General features: G+C 63.1%; 14 protein-coding genes and 1 pseudogene. 4 read left to right on the plus strand and 11 right to left on the minus strand.

The features are described from left to right. Positions 1 to 281: 281 nt before the first annotated feature. From HAQ05_RS03430 to HAQ05_RS03455, 6 genes are all read right to left on the minus strand, one after another. Positions 282 to 1,526, minus strand: coding sequence for an MFS transporter (locus HAQ05_RS03430; protein ID WP_190417384.1), 1,245 nt, complete (start codon positions 1,524 to 1,526; stop codon positions 282 to 284). Continuing rightward, the gene (locus HAQ05_RS03435; RefSeq protein ID WP_190417386.1) at positions 1,523 to 1,852 is read right to left on the minus strand and encodes a hypothetical protein; all 330 of its coding nucleotides are present in this window, start codon (positions 1,850 to 1,852) and stop codon (positions 1,523 to 1,525) included. The genes HAQ05_RS03430 and HAQ05_RS03435 overlap by 4 nt, the downstream gene beginning before the upstream one ends. Before the next feature lie 2 nt (positions 1,853 to 1,854). Further along, complete coding sequence (locus HAQ05_RS03440; protein ID WP_190417388.1) at positions 1,855 to 2,418, minus strand: cysteine hydrolase family protein; 564 nt, start codon at positions 2,416 to 2,418, stop codon at positions 1,855 to 1,857. A 28-nt stretch (positions 2,419 to 2,446) separates the two neighbouring features. Next, a complete protein-coding gene (locus HAQ05_RS03445; RefSeq protein WP_190417390.1) occupies positions 2,447 to 2,899 on the minus strand; it encodes a MarR family winged helix-turn-helix transcriptional regulator in 453 nt (150 codons plus the stop codon). Between the two features lie 232 nt (positions 2,900 to 3,131). Next, positions 3,132 to 4,112 carry a DNA-binding protein gene (locus HAQ05_RS03450; RefSeq protein WP_190417392.1) on the minus strand — a complete coding sequence of 327 codons (981 nt, stop codon included), beginning with the start codon at positions 4,110 to 4,112 and terminating at the stop codon, positions 3,132 to 3,134. A 214-nt stretch (positions 4,113 to 4,326) separates the two neighbouring features. Next, a complete protein-coding gene (locus tag HAQ05_RS03455) occupies positions 4,327 to 5,283 on the minus strand; it encodes a site-specific integrase (RefSeq protein ID WP_190417394.1) in 957 nt (318 codons plus the stop codon). 383 nt (positions 5,284 to 5,666) lie between these two features. Between HAQ05_RS03455 and HAQ05_RS03460 the strand changes: the two are divergent. Beyond that, a pseudogene (locus HAQ05_RS03460) lies at positions 5,667 to 6,505 on the plus strand (c-type cytochrome); the annotation flags it as partial. A gap of 127 nt (positions 6,506 to 6,632) precedes the next feature. On the opposite strand, the gene HAQ05_RS03465 reads toward HAQ05_RS03460, so the two are convergent. Beyond that, the gene (locus HAQ05_RS03465; protein WP_190417396.1) at positions 6,633 to 6,812 is read right to left on the minus strand and encodes a hypothetical protein; all 180 of its coding nucleotides are present in this window, start codon (positions 6,810 to 6,812) and stop codon (positions 6,633 to 6,635) included. A gap of 60 nt (positions 6,813 to 6,872) precedes the next feature. Then, entirely contained in the window at positions 6,873 to 7,073 is a 201-nt protein-coding gene (locus HAQ05_RS03470; RefSeq protein WP_190417398.1) for a hypothetical protein, read from the minus strand. 264 nt (positions 7,074 to 7,337) lie between these two features. On the opposite strand from HAQ05_RS03470, the gene HAQ05_RS03475 reads away from it, so the two are divergent. After that, on the plus strand, positions 7,338 to 7,736 hold the full coding sequence (locus HAQ05_RS03475) for a cobalamin biosynthesis protein (protein WP_190417400.1): 399 nt from the start codon (positions 7,338 to 7,340) through the stop codon (positions 7,734 to 7,736). 3 nt (positions 7,737 to 7,739) lie between these two features. Then, entirely contained in the window at positions 7,740 to 8,492 is a 753-nt protein-coding gene (gene cobM, locus HAQ05_RS03480) for a precorrin-4 C(11)-methyltransferase (protein ID WP_190417402.1), read from the plus strand. A gap of 6 nt (positions 8,493 to 8,498) precedes the next feature. Here cobM and nfuA read toward each other — a convergent pair whose 3' ends face one another. Then, positions 8,499 to 9,083 (minus strand): Fe-S biogenesis protein NfuA, encoded by a 585-nt coding sequence (gene nfuA / locus HAQ05_RS03485; RefSeq protein ID WP_190417404.1) that lies wholly within the window; start codon positions 9,081 to 9,083, stop codon positions 8,499 to 8,501. Positions 9,084 to 9,140: 57 nt separating this feature from the next. Further along, positions 9,141 to 10,178 (minus strand): acyltransferase family protein, encoded by a 1,038-nt coding sequence (locus tag HAQ05_RS03490; RefSeq protein ID WP_190417406.1) that lies wholly within the window; start codon positions 10,176 to 10,178, stop codon positions 9,141 to 9,143. Between the two features lie 217 nt (positions 10,179 to 10,395). Between HAQ05_RS03490 and metH the strand changes: the two genes are divergently transcribed. Further along, the gene (gene metH / locus HAQ05_RS03495; protein WP_190417414.1) at positions 10,396 to 14,094 is read left to right on the plus strand and encodes a methionine synthase; all 3,699 of its coding nucleotides are present in this window, start codon (positions 10,396 to 10,398) and stop codon (positions 14,092 to 14,094) included. Here the strand turns inward: metH and HAQ05_RS03500 are convergent. After that, complete coding sequence (locus HAQ05_RS03500; RefSeq protein ID WP_190417416.1) at positions 14,091 to 15,056, minus strand: quinone oxidoreductase family protein; 966 nt, start codon at positions 15,054 to 15,056, stop codon at positions 14,091 to 14,093. The genes metH and HAQ05_RS03500 overlap by 4 nt on opposite strands. Positions 15,057 to 15,080 lie beyond the last annotated feature (24 nt).

Raw genomic sequence — 15,080 nt, forward strand, 5'->3', positions numbered from 1 at the left:
GTCTGGCGTGGCGGGCCGTTTCCACTTCAGTCCTTTGGTGATACTTGTTGGCCACCCCCGTTTGGGCGGTGGCCTTTTTTATTTCAGCCCAGCGCTGGCAGCGAAGTTCACGCCCTACCCCGCCCTCATCATTCACTGTTGCTAGGGCCTGCTGCTGCCACCGGCTCGGTAAGGCGAAGTTGCTATTGGGGGCACGGTACCCCATGGCAATCGGCACAACCCAGCCAAAACGACTGCTGATCGACGGCCCGTGGGCCGTGCCGTGCGATATCAACCGGGGGCTACGCCTTCGGAAGTTCGGCCTGCCGAGGCTGATGAAGCTGCCGCTTCATGGCGTAGATGGCCACGATAGCCGCGGCGAAGCCCGATGCGGCGCCGACGCCCAATGCCCAGCGTGGGCCTAGATGGTCAGCTACCCAACCTACGGCCGGTGCGCCAATCGGCGTACAGCCAAGCGCTATGGCCAGGCGCAGTGCCATTACCCTGCCGCGCATGGCCGGCTCGGTAGTAAGTTGCATCAGGCTGTTGGTGGTGTTGGTGAAAGTCAACGCGGCCACACCAATGATGACCAGCGCGCCGGCGAACAGCCGATAGGTTGGGGCGATGGCGGCCAGTGTGCAGCCCAGGCCGAAAACAATGGCGCCGATCAGTAGCGACGTGAACCGTGGCCGCCCGCGGCCGGCGGCAAGCAGCGCACCTGAGACGGTGCCGAGGGCCATGGTCGCCGACAGCAGGCCGTAGCCCCGTGCATCGGTGTGCAATGCACTGACGGCCATGGTCGAGATAAAGATCGGGAAATTTAACCCGAATGTACCGATCAAGAACAGCATGAACAGAATCGCCTTGAGGTCCGGCCGGGCCCATACATAGCGAAACCCTTCGGTGAGGCTACCCTTGGCCCGTTGTGCCCGCGCATTCGCTCGCAAGGCGCAGACGCGCAGCAGGTTCAACGAAGCCAGCACCGCCATAAAGCTGGCGCCATTGAGCAGGAACGCCCAGCCCGTGCCTACCGAAGCGATGACCAGCCCGGCCACCGCCGGCCCGATCATTCGCCCGGCATTGAACGAGGTCGAGTTGAGCGCCACCGCGTTGGGCAGGTCCGCGTCGCCCACCAGCTCCGCCACGAAGGTATGGCGCACCGGCGCATCGAATGCCGCCACGCAGCCCGACAAAAAGGCAAACACGTACACCTGCCAAAGCTGGACGATACCCGTGACGGTGAGCAGGCCGAGCGCCAAGGCAAGAACGCCCATGGCCGCTTGTGTGGCCATCAGCAGCTTGCGCTGGTTGTAATGGTCGGCTGCGAAGCCGGTCCAGGGCAACAGCAGCAACTGCGGCCCGAACTGCAGCGCCATGACCACGCCCACCGCCGAGGCATTGTGATGCGTGAGTTGGGTCAGCACCAGCCAATCCTGGGCGGTGCGTTGCATCCATGTACCCACATTCGAGACTAGCGCGCCGGCCGCCCAGATACGGTAATTGGCGTTCCTCAGCGAACGAAAGACGCCTGTTCGCTGGGCGTTCACGGTTGCCCCTGCGTATGGGCACCGTGGAAACGGCCAAAATAGCGCGCGCAAAACAGGCCCATAGCCAGGCCGCCGAGCCCAAGCGCCAGGGCATCGGCTGTATTTCTGAAGCCGAAATCACCGACGCGGCCAACGAGCAAGTAGCCGATAGCGATATTGAACGAGCCCCAGAGCACATTCACGGTCGATGATGACAACCCCTGCCCCGGCGGTTTCGCGAACGGGCTCTGGAACCGGCCACCCATTACGCCGCTGACGACGTGCGGCACGGCGTTCACCAACAGAGCACCGCCGCAGACGTAGGCCACCCAATAAAGCCATTGCATATTCAGGCGCTCCTCGTGGCGGGCAGCTCGATGATGGCTTGAGCGGTGCCGGTTCCGCCCAGCTTCGGGAACACATGCTGGGTGCTGTGCTGGTGTGCCTCCGGGCGGGGGTCTGTCATGGCGTCGAGGGGCAGGGTCACGTTGAAGCCCTGCTCATACGCCTCGCGGGCGGTCGACTCGACCCCGGTACCGGTGGCCACCCCGCTGATCACAACCTGGGTCACGCCCAACGCCTTCAATTGGCTGTCCAGGTCGGTGCTGGCGAATGCCCCCCAGGTTCGCTTCGTTACCACGATGTCACTGGGCTGCTGGCCGAGCTCGGGGATGAACTGCGCCCAATCGTCCGGAAACGGCCCGCGCTGGCGCCGCCGTTCGGTGCGCCCCGGAGCGCCCCCAGTGACGTTGACCAGCACCACCGGCAAGCCGCGTTCGCGAAATGCGTCAAGCAGCGCGCGGGCGCGCTCCACGACTCGGCCCATGGGCTCGCTGAGGGGGAAGCCAACGAGGCCTTTTTGCAGGTCGACGATGATCAGGGCGCTATGGGGGTCGAGCGTGGTGACGGCCATGTTGTTTCCTGAAATGGCAGGGATGGGCTCAGAAGTCGGCGAGGCGCTGCAGCAGCTTCACCGCGGCTGCCAATTCGCCTTGTTCCTCGGGGGTCAGTTGCTCTTGCAGGGCACGGAACAGCCAATCGTCTTTAGCGGCCCGGTTTGCCGTAAGGGTTTTGCGAAAACGTGGCGTCAGGTCGATCAGGGTTTGCCGCCCATCGGTGGGGTCGGGTTTACCGCTGACGGCCTTCAACGCCTCCAGCCCGGCCACCGTGACCCGCATGGACTGCGGGCGAACACTTTCCGCCCGGGCCAGCGCGGACACCGTCGCCGGCCCGTCGCGGTCCAGGCGCAGAAGCACCGACTTTTGCGCAGACGTGAAATCATTGGGATGAGCTTGCTCCCGCAGCCGCCTGACCAGCTTACCCAGGGAAATGCGCAGTTCACCGGCCAGCGAGGCCGCCGACGGCGCTGCGGATGTGAGTGATGACTTAACCATGCACCGACCCTACCATATATGCAGAAAGCCTGTACAGATTAGCTGTATTTAACGTTGTAGGGCGGCGCAGGGTGCCTACCCTGTATGGCTTTTTTGCGGGATCAAGCCTGTGGTATTCATTGAAATCTGCCCAAGCATACGCACAAAACATCTGGCTGCGCCTGCCCACGGCAAAGCGCTTGGCGCCCCGCCCCGCCCTGGCAGGGCAGTGGGGCCCAGCGATAAGCGGTTACTATCGCGCGGCTTCTAACGCGGCCAAGCGTGCGTTGTTGGCATTGGCCACGGCCAGCGCTTCGCGTGCCTGCGCCAGTGCCTGGTGGCTGCCCTGCAGCAACTGCTCTAATGCCACACGCTCGGCCTTGAATTCGGCGAGTTGCTCCAGCAGCACGCCTCGGGCGCCCTCTGCTTGGGCGGTGCGCGCCTGTAGCCCGGCCAGGGCATGGGCCTGCTCGGCGGCCGCGTGTTGCGCGCCCACCAGCGCCTGCTCGCTTTGCTCGCAGCGAGCCAGCAGGCGCTCGCGTTCGCGCTCTACCCGGCTCAATTCGCCCTGGCACACCACCAAGCTTTGCTGCAATTGCAGCGCGTGGGCCTGGGCTTGCTGCACCTGTAACTCATGCCGGCGCAGTTCCTGCTCGCGCTGCTCCTTGGCGGCGGTGCGATAATGCTCCAGCGCATCGCGGGCATGGCGGTGTTTTTCTTCGAGCGACGCGACCTGGGCTTGTTTGTCGTCGACACGCATCTGCAGGCCGGCATTGGCTTGGCCCAGCCCGGCATTGCGTGTTTGTTCAGCCTGCAACGAGGCTTGGGCGGTTTCCCGTGCTTCGGTTTCGCTGGCCAGGGCCTGGGTGGTCACTTGCAACTGTTGCCGCGCCTGTTCCAGCGCCGCCTGGTAATCGCCTGCCTGCCGCGCCCATTCGTCACGTTCGCCCTGGTGCTGGGCCTGGAGCTCGTCGATACGCGCTTGCGCCTCCCCCAGCAGGCGCTGCGCCAGTTGCCCCACCAACGCAGTGAGTTCATCGCTGATCGAGCCCGCGCCTGCGCTGAGCGAGCCCTCGGTTGCCTCCAATGCCCTGAGATAACGATGGATGGTGGTTTTCGAGCCGGTGTTGCCAAGCTCGATACGCACGGCGTCGATGCTGGGGTGCTCGCCACGCGCCAGTATTGCGTCACGTGCCTGCTGCACGCTGTCTTGATTGATGCCACCTCGGGCCATCTGCCTGCTCCGCCTTTCATACCGCTGTTAATGCCGGTGTGGTGTTTCAGAAGTTGCCTGCACCCTGTTCACTGTGCCGGCCTGCATTGCCCCTGCTCGCCATAGCCTGCTATGACGCATCAGGGCGCCGTGCCTGCGAGCAACACTCATGAATCACTGCCTGTGCGAACGTGTGAAACACCACACTAGACGCTGATTCTACCGTAAGTGCCCGTCATGCCGGGGCTTGCGCGGTGGGCAGGCGCCACAAGCGGCCGTCGGTGAGCCCGCTGTTGGCATCGAGGTAGCGCAGCGCCGAAACCGGGTCGCGCCAGCCCACATAACTCATCAATGATTTCTGGTCCCAGCCGTTGCTGGCCGCCCAACCGGCAAAGCCGCGGCGCAACGAATGGCTGGAGATGCCCTGCTCCGCCACCCCCGCCTCACACAGCAGCCTACGTAACAGGCCGCCGACGCTATACGGGTGCAACGCCTGTTCACCCACCCGGCCCCAGCGATCGATCCGGCGAAACACTGGGCCATGCGCCAGGCCGGCGTGTGCAATCCAGGCCTCGTAAGCCTGCACCGGGCACAGCGACTGCAACGATGGCACGTGAAAGTGCGTGCCAAGGTTCTGCCGATCGTTCTTGGTGGTTGGCAGGAACAGCTTCATGCCTTGCCCCCGCTGCACCACGTTCCATTGCACCTGCAGCCGGCACAGCTCATCGCTGCGAAACGCCCGCCAGAACCCCAGCAACAACAACGCTTGGTCGCGATAAAGGCGCGGCAGCCGGCGCACGTCGCCGCCGCTACGGGCCTGTTCGATTTGCCCGTGCAGCCAGCGCACACAACGCTGGAGCGCCGCCAACTGCAACGGCTGGGCTTGTTTGATTGGCTGCGGGTGGCTGGCGCGGATGCCACGCAATACTTCCTTGACGATGGGCGCCTTAGTGGGGTCGGGAAAACCCTGTGCGGCGTGCCAGTGGGCCAGGCCCGCCAGCCGCGACCTGAGAGTATTGATCGACAGCGCCGCGCCGTAGGCCGCCAGGTACGCCGCGACAGTGTCGCCGGTGGCCGGCAAAAAACCACCCCAATGCTGCTCGTAATGGTCCACCGCAGCCTGGTAACTGCGCTGGGTATTGGCGCGCCGGCCAGCGGCACGGTAGCGCTCGACTGCCGAGGGGTCTTGCATAACGGCTCCAGTACGGGAGGGGCGGCCCTGGGCACCCGAATGGCGGTCAACGTTTGATAACCGATATTATCAAATATCAGATTATTAGGAGCTAATAAATTTTATTACCGTTTTATAGTACATACCATTTGGATACATACCATGGTACAGAAGACCCCTGAAAATTCACCTGCTGGTCGTAATCAGCGCTGTCCGCAAAGGGGCGGCCGCTGCCATCTTCGCCAAACCGTGGCGTGGTAGCCCGGCGGCGCTATATGCACGCAGCGCGACAGATAACGCAGAACCGCCTGCGCAGCAGGCGTACCCGCCACCCCCCCAGGGGATCTACCGCCATGGCATCAGCGAAACCGATGCTTGGTGCAACCAGCACTATGGCAAGCAAACTGTTCACCCCGGAGGTGGCGCCGTTCACGCCAAGCCCGCAAGCCGACCCGGTGGTCAACCGGGCTGCCTACCTGGTGCAAACCCTGGGGTCATTGCGGTGCTTGCCATACGCCGCGGGCCCTGACCCTGCAGGAAAAAGCCCTGAACGAGGCCGACGGTAACGCGTTTCTTTCTGGCAGCGAACCCTTGGAGGGTTGGATCGCCAAAAGCCTGCGGGGCGACCACAAGGACGGCTTGGGTAGCTGGAGCGAAGACCTACTGATGGCCTTCTTCAAGCCCAGCCACAGCGACCGCAGTGCGGTGTTCGGTGGCATGAGCGACGTAGTCGAGCACAGCTTGCAGCACCTGAGCGATCAAGACCTGACCGCGATCGCCCGTTACCTGAAAGCCTGCCGCCGGTGAATGCCGGCGACGCGCCCTATCAGTACGATGGCGCGGTCGGCCACGCGTTGTGGAAGGGTGACGACACCAAGCCCGGGGCCTCGGCGTACCTGGACAATTGCGCCGCCTGCCACCGCACCGACGGCCGCGGCTAAACCCGGGTGTTCCCAGTTGGCGGGCAACCCGGTGGTGCAAACGGCTGATGCCACGTCGCTGAGTCACACCGTACTGCGCGGCAATAGGTGGGTGGCCACCCGCACGGCGCCCTCGACGTTCGCCATGCCCAGCTTCGGCTGGTGGCTGAAGGACCAACAAGTGGCCGACGTGGTGAACTTCATTCGCAGCAGCGGGGGGCAACCAGGCCGGCGCGGTCACGGCGGGGCAAGTGGCCGATGTGCGTAAAACCGACCTGCCCCGTGCCTCCAAGGACGACGTGGGGCAGGTGACGTCACCTTAGTGCCGGCTGGCACAGCGATGAAGGCGGCTTTCAAACTGCCTTTATCGCCCTTGTGCGATGTTCAGTGCCAGTTGTAGAGCGCTGGGCCTCAGCAGAGCCGTGATTGCGCCAATGGTTGTGCACCACATTAAAACAGCTTGAACACGCCCATCGAGTACAATACCGCTGCGGCAAACCCGGCACCGATGCCAAACGGAATCACGCCATAGCGGGTCAAGAACGTTTCGCGCCGTTGCAGCAAGGCGTCGACGGCGGCCCCTTCGCGGCGGATGGCGTCAAGTTGTGTTTGAAGTTCCTGGCGGCTCATGTCTTACCTCTGTGCTGGCTCAGGTGCGCAGGGCCAATGTGAACCTTCGCCATCAAAATTTCAAGTAAGAGGGTGAAGCAGAAAACGCGCCATCGCGGCAATCGCGGTCAAGATCGCGGCACCGACGAACAGCGGGTAAAATACCGCGTCGCGGCGGTATTTGCGCTCCTCGGCCACGAGCTTGCGTGCCTCGGCATTAAGCTTGCGGGCTTCTGCGATCAGCCGCTCCAACTCCAATGCATCGCGCTCTTCTCTTTGCACTGCACCCCCCTTGGTAGCTCACCGGCAGAGCATAACCTATGGGCGGCCGGGGTCGAAATATAGCACTGGCCTATAATGCTGTTAGGGTGTTTCATTAGCTCGCTGCACAACACCAGCGGTGCCTTTCGTTGCCAGGCCGCCCATCGCCACAGCCCTCGATGGCTTATCAGGCACCTTGCCCAACAACAACATTCACCCATCAATGCTTGTGCGAGCGTCTCAAATACCCTACCGGCCTTTGCCGCCCCCACTTGAAGGTGCACCATGTTGATTGCCGGTATCGGTTGCCGCCGTGGCACCAGCTTCGAAGCCTTGCTCGGTCTGCTCGAACACGGCTTGGCCGGGCGCCCGCTCGGCGCTGTGCAGGGGTTGGCCAGCATCGAGCAAAAACAACATGAGCCGGGGCTACAGCGCTTAGCGCAGCACCTGGGCCTGCCATTGGCTGTGTACAGCGCGGCGCGGTTAAGCGCCTTCGACAGCCAGCTCAGCCACCGCTCGGCCGCCAGCCTGCGCCACACCGGTTGCGCGGGCGTGGCCGAAAGCGCCGCCCTCGCCCATTGCCAACACTTGACCGGGCGCCCGGCAGCCCTCAGCATGCCGCGCCTGGCCAGTGCCGAAGCAACCCTGGCGCTGGCCGAACCTCTTTTACTGCACGATGCTTAGTTCATGACCGTTTATTTTATTGGGGCCGGGCCAGGCGACCCGGAGTTGATCACCGTCAAGGGCCAACGTTTGATCCGAACCTGCCCGGTGATCGTCTACGCGGGCTCGCTGGTGCCAGCGGCGGTGCTTGACGGCCACCGCGCCGTGGCAGTGATCGACAGCGCAGCGCTGAACCTTGGGCAAATCATCGAGCACCTGGCCCGGGCCCATGCCCGCGGCCAAGATGTAGCACGGGTGCACTCCGGTGACCCGAGCCTATATGGCGCGATCGGTGAGCAGATACGTGAGCTGCGCCGCCTCGGCATCGATTTCGAGATCGTCCCCGGGGTGACCGCCGCCGCGGCCTGCGCGGCCGCCTTGGAAACCGAGTTGACCTTGCCCGGGCTTGCGCAAACCGTGATCCTTACCCGCTATGCTGGCCGCTCGCCGATGCCCGCCGGCGAAACGCTGGCAGACCTCGCACGCCACGGCAGCACACTAGCAATCCATTTGGGGGTCAAACACCTTGCAGCGATCGTCGGCGAACTGTTGCCGCACTACGGCCCCGACTGCCCGGCTGCGGTGGTGCACAGGGCCAGTTGGCCAGACCAAGCCATCGCCCGGGGCACCTTGGCCACCCTCGAACGGCAGGTGGCCGAGCAAGGGTTTCGCCGCACGGCGCTGATCCTGGTGGGGCGGGTGCTGGGCAGCGACCCGTTCGAGGCGTCGAACCTCTACCGGGCCGGCCACGCCCACCTGTACCGGCCGGGGAAATAACCGGGTTCAGTAATAGGCGTTTTCTTTCTGGGTGTGGTCGGTCACATCGCGCACCGCCTTAAGCTCGGGGATGCGCTCCAGCAGGGTACGCTCCACGCCGTCTTTCAAGGTCAGGTCTACCTGGCCGCAGCCTTGGCAACCGCCGCCGAACTGCAGCACGGCCACACCGTCTTCGACGACGTCCACCAGGTTCACCTGCCCGCCATGGCTGGCCAACCCCGGGTTGATCTCAGTTTGCAGGTAGTAGTTAATGCGCTCGTTCAGCGGGCTGTCTTCACCCACCATCGGCACTTTCGCGTTCGGCGCCTTGATGGTGAGCTGGCCACCCATGCGGTCACTGGCATAGTCGACCACGGCCGCTTCCAGGAACGGCTCGCTGATCGCATCGATGTAGGCAGTAAAGCTTTTCAGCCCCAGGGCGGTATCGTCGGGTTTTTCTTCCCCTGGCTTGCAGTAGGCAATACAGGTTTCGGCGTACTGGGTGCCCGGCTGGGTAATGAATACGCGGATGCCGATGCCCGGGGTGTTCTGCTTGGAGAGCAGATCAGCCAGGTAATCATGGGCGGCGTCGGTAATGGTTATAGCGCTCATGTAGGTTCCTCACAGACTTACCGGCAGTGTACGCCAACCCTACCCCGGAATAAAGTCCTACCAATTTTGTCGGGTAAGAGGTAGGGCCACCGGTTGAGCGCGCGTGCGAGGTGCCCAGGCCTTGGCCCACCGATACAGGCGTTTTTCTAGTAATGCGTAACTGAGCGACGATACGACCGCGATCAGCGGCACGCAGAACCCGAAAAACACCCCATAGGCGCTGGCGCCCCATTGCTGAACGATACAGCGGCCGGCGTACAACACCAGCAGGTGCACCAGGTACACCGAATACGACCGGTCCCCCAATGCCTTGAGCACCCGCGCACCTTTGAAATAGGGCTCCAGCGCTACGCAGCCGAGCACGATCAACGCGCTGGGTAACCCCCAATCCATCAGCCGGTCGTTCGGCTCAAGCCAGTAGATCGCCACAGCGCCCATGCCGACCAATGCCAGTGGCCACCATAGCCCCGCTCGGATCCAGCCCCGCCGCCAAGCCACACCAATGGCAATACCAAGCAGAAACTCATAAACAATAGTATTGGCGTAAAATCGGCTCGCCCAGCCAAACCGCGTTGCGCCTTCCACGATCACGAACAGCACCACCGCTACCAGCATCGGCCGTAACCGCCGCGGCGCCAGAAACATCAACGAGAACACCAGGTAAAAGAACACCTCGTAGTTAAGTGTCCAGCCCACGTTCAACGTGGGATACAGGCCGTAACCGCCCGGGTTTTCGGTGGGGATGAACAGCAGCGATTGCACGAAAGTCGCCCAGGTCACTTCTGGATGCGGCAGGTAGGCCCCCGCGCTGACCAACAGCAACCCCGTCAGCACCGTATAGAACCAGTACGCCGGGACGATGCGCAGCAGCCGGTTAAGCAAAAAACGTTGCGGTGTCTGGGGCTTGCTGAGGGTCGACAAGTAGATCACCAACCCGCTGATCACGAAGAAAATGTCCACCCCTGCAGCCCCTCGGCTGCTAAAGAAATGGCCAATGGGGCCTTCGGCATGAAAATCGAAAAAAATCTGCATGAAGTGGTGGCACACAACCATCCACGCGGCGAGCGCCCGTAGCGCCTGAATCGAAATCAACATCGGGTATTGCCCTTTACTGCGACGGCTAATGTGCACCCACTGCATGCACCCACCGAAGTTGTGACTACAAAATGGTTAGGCTGCTCGGTCGGTTTGACCAGCGGCCGTCGAATCGCGTGAACATGAATCCCATTCATGCAGCAGCCACAGAGGCTCAAAAACGCTTCAGCTTTGCTATGATCAGCGCCTTTCACCGGTTTATTGCAGAGTTTCCCTCATGCCCGATCGCAGCGCCCGCCGCCAGGCACTTCAGCACGCCCTTTCGCAACGTATCCTGATCCTCGATGGTGGCATGGGGACCATGATCCAGAGCTACAAGCTGCAAGAGGCCGACTACCGCGGCGAGCGTTTCGCCGACTGGCCCAGCGACGTGAAGGGTAATAACGACCTGCTGCTGCTCACACGCCCTGAAGTGATCGGCGAAATCGAGAAGGCCTACCTCGATGCCGGGGCCGACATTCTCGAAACCAACACCTTCAACGCCACCCGCGTGTCGCAGGCCGACTACGGCATGGAAGCGCTGGTGTATGAACTCAATGTCGAGGGCGCGCGCATCGCACGCCAGGTGGCCGACGCCAAAACCCTGGAAACCCCCGACAGACCGCGCTTCGTTGCCGGCGTGCTAGGCCCCACCAGCCGCACCTGCTCGCTCTCCCCTGACGTGAACGACCCGGGCTATCGCAACGTGACCTTCGACGAACTGGTCGAAAACTACACTGAGGCCACCCGCGGCCTGATCGAAGGCGGTGCCGACCTGATCCTGATCGAAACCATCTTCGATACGCTCAACGCCAAGGCGGCGATTTTCGCGGTGCAAGGGGTGTTCGAAGAAACCGGCGTCGAGCTGCCGATCATGATCAGCGGCACCATCACCGACGCCTCTGGCCGCACGCTTTCTGGGCAAACCACCGAGGCGTTTTGGAATTCGGTGCGCCACGCTCAACCTCTGTCGGTGGGGTTGAACTGCGCGCTCGGGGCCAAGGAACTGCGCCCCTACCTGGCCGAGCTATCGGCCAAAGCGGGCACCTACGTCTCTGCCCACCCCAACGCTGGCCTGCCTAACGCCTTTGGCGAGTACGACGAAACCGCGGCGCAAATGGCCGCGGTGGTCGAAGAGTTCGCCAGTGCCGGGCTGCTGAACATTATCGGCGGTTGCTGCGGCACCACCCCAGCGCACATTCGGGCCATCGCTGACGCGGTGGCCAAATACCCCCCGCGCAGCATTCCCGAGATCCCCCGTGCTTGCCGGTTGTCCGGCCTCGAACCCTTCACCATCGACCGCCAATCGCTGTTCGTGAATGTGGGTGAGCGCACCAATATCACCGGCTCCGCCAAATTCGCCCGGCTGATCCGTGAAGAGCTGTACAGCGAAGCGCTGGAGGTGGCCCAGCAGCAAGTTGAAGCCGGCGCGCAAGTGATCGACATCAACATGGACGAGGGCATGCTCGATTCGAAGGCGGCCATGGTCACCTTCCTCAACCTGATCGCCTCCGAGCCGGACATCTCCCGCGTGCCGATCATGATCGACTCGTCCAAATGGGAAGTGATCGAAGCAGGCCTCAAATGCATCCAGGGCAAGGGCATCGTCAACTCCATCTCCATGAAGGAAGGCGTCGAGGCCTTCAAGCACCACGCCCGCCTGTGCAAGCGCTATGGCGCCGCGGTGGTGGTGATGGCCTTCGACGAACAGGGCCAGGCCGACACCGAAGCGCGCAAAACCCAGATCTGCAAACGCTCCTACGACATCCTCGTCAACGAGGTGGGCTTCCCGCCGGAAGACATCATCTTCGACCCAAACATCTTCGCCGTGGCCACCGGCATCGACGAGCACAACAACTACGCCGTCGATTTCATCAACGCCTGTGCTTATATCCGCGACCACCTGCCCTACGCCCTCAGTTCCGGCGGTGTGTCGAACGTGTCGTTCTCTTTCCGTGGTAACAACTCGGTGCGTGAGGCCATCCACTCGGTATTCCTGTACCACGCGATCAAGAACGGCCTGGCCATGGGCATCGTCAACGCCGGCCAGTTGGAAATCTACGACGAAATCCCCGCCGAGTTGCGTAACAAGGTCGAAGACGTGGTGCTCAACCGCAACCCCGACGCCACCGAAGCGCTGCTGGCCATCGCCGACCAGTTCAAGGGCGGCGGCGCCGTCAAGGAAGCCGAAACCGAAGAGTGGCGTAGCTTCCCTGTGGAAAAACGCCTGGAACATGCGCTGGTCAAGGGCATTACCACCTGGATCGTAGAAGACACCGAAGCCTGCCGCCAGCAGTGCACGCGCCCGATCGAAGTGATCGAAGGCCCCTTGATGGCCGGGATGAACGTGGTCGGCGACCTGTTCGGCTCCGGCAAGATGTTCCTGCCGCAGGTGGTGAAGTCGGCGCGGGTGATGAAACAGGCGGTGGCCCATTTGATCCCCTTCATCGAAGCGGAGAAAGGCGACAAGCCCGAGGCGAAGGGCAAGATCCTCATGGCCACGGTCAAGGGCGACGTACATGACATCGGCAAGAACATCGTCGGTGTGGTGCTTGGCTGCAACGGCTATGACGTCGTCGATCTGGGGGTGATGGTGCCGGCGGAGAAGATCCTGCAAACCGCCCGTGAACAAAAGTGCGACATCATTGGCCTGTCGGGCCTGATTACCCCCTCGCTCGACGAAATGGTCCAAGTTGCCCGCGAAATGCAGCGCCAGGGCTTTACCCTGCCGTTGATGATCGGTGGCGCAACCACGTCCAAGGCGCATACCGCGGTCAAGATCGAGCCCGGCTACCGCAACGATGCGGTGGTGTACGTGACCGACGCCTCGCGCGCGGTGGGTGTGGCCACGCAGTTGCTGTCCAAGGAGTTAAAGGCCGGTTTCGTGGAACGTACCCGCGCCGACTACGCCCAGGTGCGTGAACGCACCGCTGCACGCAACAGCCGTAGCGAACGCCTACCCTATGCCGACGCGCTCAAGGCCAAGGCCGGCTTCGACTGGGCCAGCTACCGGCCGGCCCAACCGAGCTTTACCGGGGTGCGCGTGCTCGATGATATCGACCTGGCCACCCTGGCCGAGTACATCGACTGGACGCCGTTCTTCATTTCTTGGGACCTGGCCGGCAAATACCCGCGCATCCTCACCGACGAGGTGGTGGGTGAGGCCGCCACGGCGCTGTTCAGCGATGCCCAAGCCATGCTGCGCAAATTGATCGACGAAAAGCTGATCAAGGCCCGCGCGGTGGTGGGTTTTTGGCCGGCCAACCAGGTCGACGACGACGATATACAACTGTTCGATGACCAGGGCGCCCCCTTGGCCAAGCTGCACCACCTGCGCCAGCAAACCATCAAACCCGACGGCAAGCCAAACCTGTGCCTGGCCGACTTCGTCGCGCCGCAAAGCAGCGGCCTGACGGACTACGTAGGCGGCTTCATCACCACCGCCGGCATTGGCGCCGATGAATTGGCCAAGCACTACCAGGACCAAGGCGACGACTACAACTCGATCATGGTCAAGGCCCTGGCCGACCGTTTGGCCGAGGCCTGCGCCGAATGGCTGCACCAACGCGTGCGCAAGGAGTTCTGGGGCTACGCCGCGCAGGAGGCGCTGGACAACGACGCCTTGATTCGTGAGCAGTACCAGGGCATTCGCCCGGCCCCTGGCTACCCAGCCTGCCCGGACCACACCGAAAAAGCCACGCTGTTCGCCTTGCTCGATGAAAACAACCAGAGCGGCGTCACCCTCACTGAGCACTTTGCCATGTTCCCCACCGCTGCTGTCAGCGGCTGGTACTTCGCCCACCCGCAGGCGCAGTACTTCGCTGTGGGCAAGGTCGACAAGGACCAAATCGAGGCCTACTCCAAGCGCAAGGCGCAGCCGGTGAGCGTGAGCGAACGGTGGTTGTCGCCGAATTTGGGTTATGACCCTGTACCTTAAGGCACCAACACGACTTTCTCGCTACTGCCCGCCTCCACCGCCCGGTATTGCCCCAGCGCATTGCCGAGCGGTACTGCGCGGATATGCTGGGGCACCGGCAACACGCCGCGGTCGAAGTCGGCCCCAAACTGCCGGAGCATCGCCGCGCACTGTACCGTGTCGTACAGCAGCGAATTCACCCCCACCAGCACGCCGCCTTTGCGGTACAGCGCCAACGCCGGGAACGCCACCATACCGTCGGCCGGGGCGGCGATGATGCCGACCCGGCCGAACGGGGCCAGTGCGCTCACCGCTGCCGGCAGCCAGAAGCCGGTAGTGTCGAAGATCACTTCCGCGCCGCCCGGCCATATGGCCTGCACCTGTGCGGCCAATTGCTCGGGCGCGGCCAGCAGCAGCAGCAGCACCTCGAAGCCCTGATCACGCAGCGCCTGCGCCTGTTCGGGCCGGCGCACCGCCGCCAGCACCCGCGCGCCCCGCACCTTGGCCAGCGCCAAGGCAGCGCTGCCTACTGCACCCTTGGCGCCGAGCACCAAAAAGGTGGTGCCGGCCGCCACGACGCAGCGCTCGACCGCGTCCCAGGCAGTGGTATAGGGCACGCCAAGGCTCGCGGCCTGCACAAAACTGAGCGCTTGCGGCTTTACCGCTACCCCGCCCGCCGGCACCGCCAGGTAGCGGGCATGGGCGCCATCACGGGTAAAACCCGGCCCCCTGCCGGTACCCCATACTGGCCGCCCTACCCACTCGGCGGGGCCTTGTTCCACCACCCCGGCGAAATCGCGCCCCGGCACCCGCGGCAAGGTAGTGTAAGGAAAGCGTCCGAGCACATTTTTCACGTCGCTGGGATTCAGGCCAGCCGCCTCTACCCGCACCAGTAGCTCGCCTTCGGCCGGTACGGGTCTAGGTAGGTCCACCAAGCGCAGGTGGTCCAAGCTCCCGGTGGCGGTAAATTGCAGCGCTTGCATGGCGGTATCCTCTGGTTGAACAGG

Origin of the sequence: Pseudomonas typographi, from assembly GCF_014694385.1 — a bacterium.
Classification (GTDB): Bacteria; Pseudomonadota; Gammaproteobacteria; order Pseudomonadales; family Pseudomonadaceae; genus Aquipseudomonas; species Aquipseudomonas typographi.

Excerpts from the sequence above, each read along its gene's own strand:
- HAQ05_RS03455 (WP_190417394.1), bottom strand. The coding sequence starts at position 5,283 with ATGCAAGACCCCTCGGCAGTCGAGCGCTACCGTGCCGCTGGCCGGCGC.
- HAQ05_RS03475 (WP_190417400.1), top strand. The coding sequence starts at position 7,338 with ATGTTGATTGCCGGTATCGGTTGCCGCCGTGGCACCAGCTTCGAAGCC.
- HAQ05_RS03500 (WP_190417416.1), bottom strand. The coding sequence starts at position 15,056 with ATGCAAGCGCTGCAATTTACCGCCACCGGGAGCTTGGACCACCTGCGC.
- HAQ05_RS03435 (WP_190417386.1), bottom strand. The coding sequence starts at position 1,852 with ATGCAATGGCTTTATTGGGTGGCCTACGTCTGCGGCGGTGCTCTGTTG.
- HAQ05_RS03440 (WP_190417388.1), bottom strand. The coding sequence starts at position 2,418 with ATGGCCGTCACCACGCTCGACCCCCATAGCGCCCTGATCATCGTCGAC.
- nfuA (WP_190417404.1), bottom strand. The coding sequence starts at position 9,083 with ATGAGCGCTATAACCATTACCGACGCCGCCCATGATTACCTGGCTGAT.
- HAQ05_RS03445 (WP_190417390.1), bottom strand. The coding sequence starts at position 2,899 with ATGGTTAAGTCATCACTCACATCCGCAGCGCCGTCGGCGGCCTCGCTG.
- metH (WP_190417414.1), top strand. The coding sequence starts at position 10,396 with ATGCCCGATCGCAGCGCCCGCCGCCAGGCACTTCAGCACGCCCTTTCG.
- HAQ05_RS03465 (WP_190417396.1), bottom strand. The coding sequence starts at position 6,812 with ATGAGCCGCCAGGAACTTCAAACACAACTTGACGCCATCCGCCGCGAA.
- HAQ05_RS03490 (WP_190417406.1), bottom strand. The coding sequence starts at position 10,178 with ATGTTGATTTCGATTCAGGCGCTACGGGCGCTCGCCGCGTGGATGGTT.
- cobM (WP_190417402.1), top strand. The coding sequence starts at position 7,740 with ATGACCGTTTATTTTATTGGGGCCGGGCCAGGCGACCCGGAGTTGATC.
- HAQ05_RS03450 (WP_190417392.1), bottom strand. The coding sequence starts at position 4,112 with ATGGCCCGAGGTGGCATCAATCAAGACAGCGTGCAGCAGGCACGTGAC.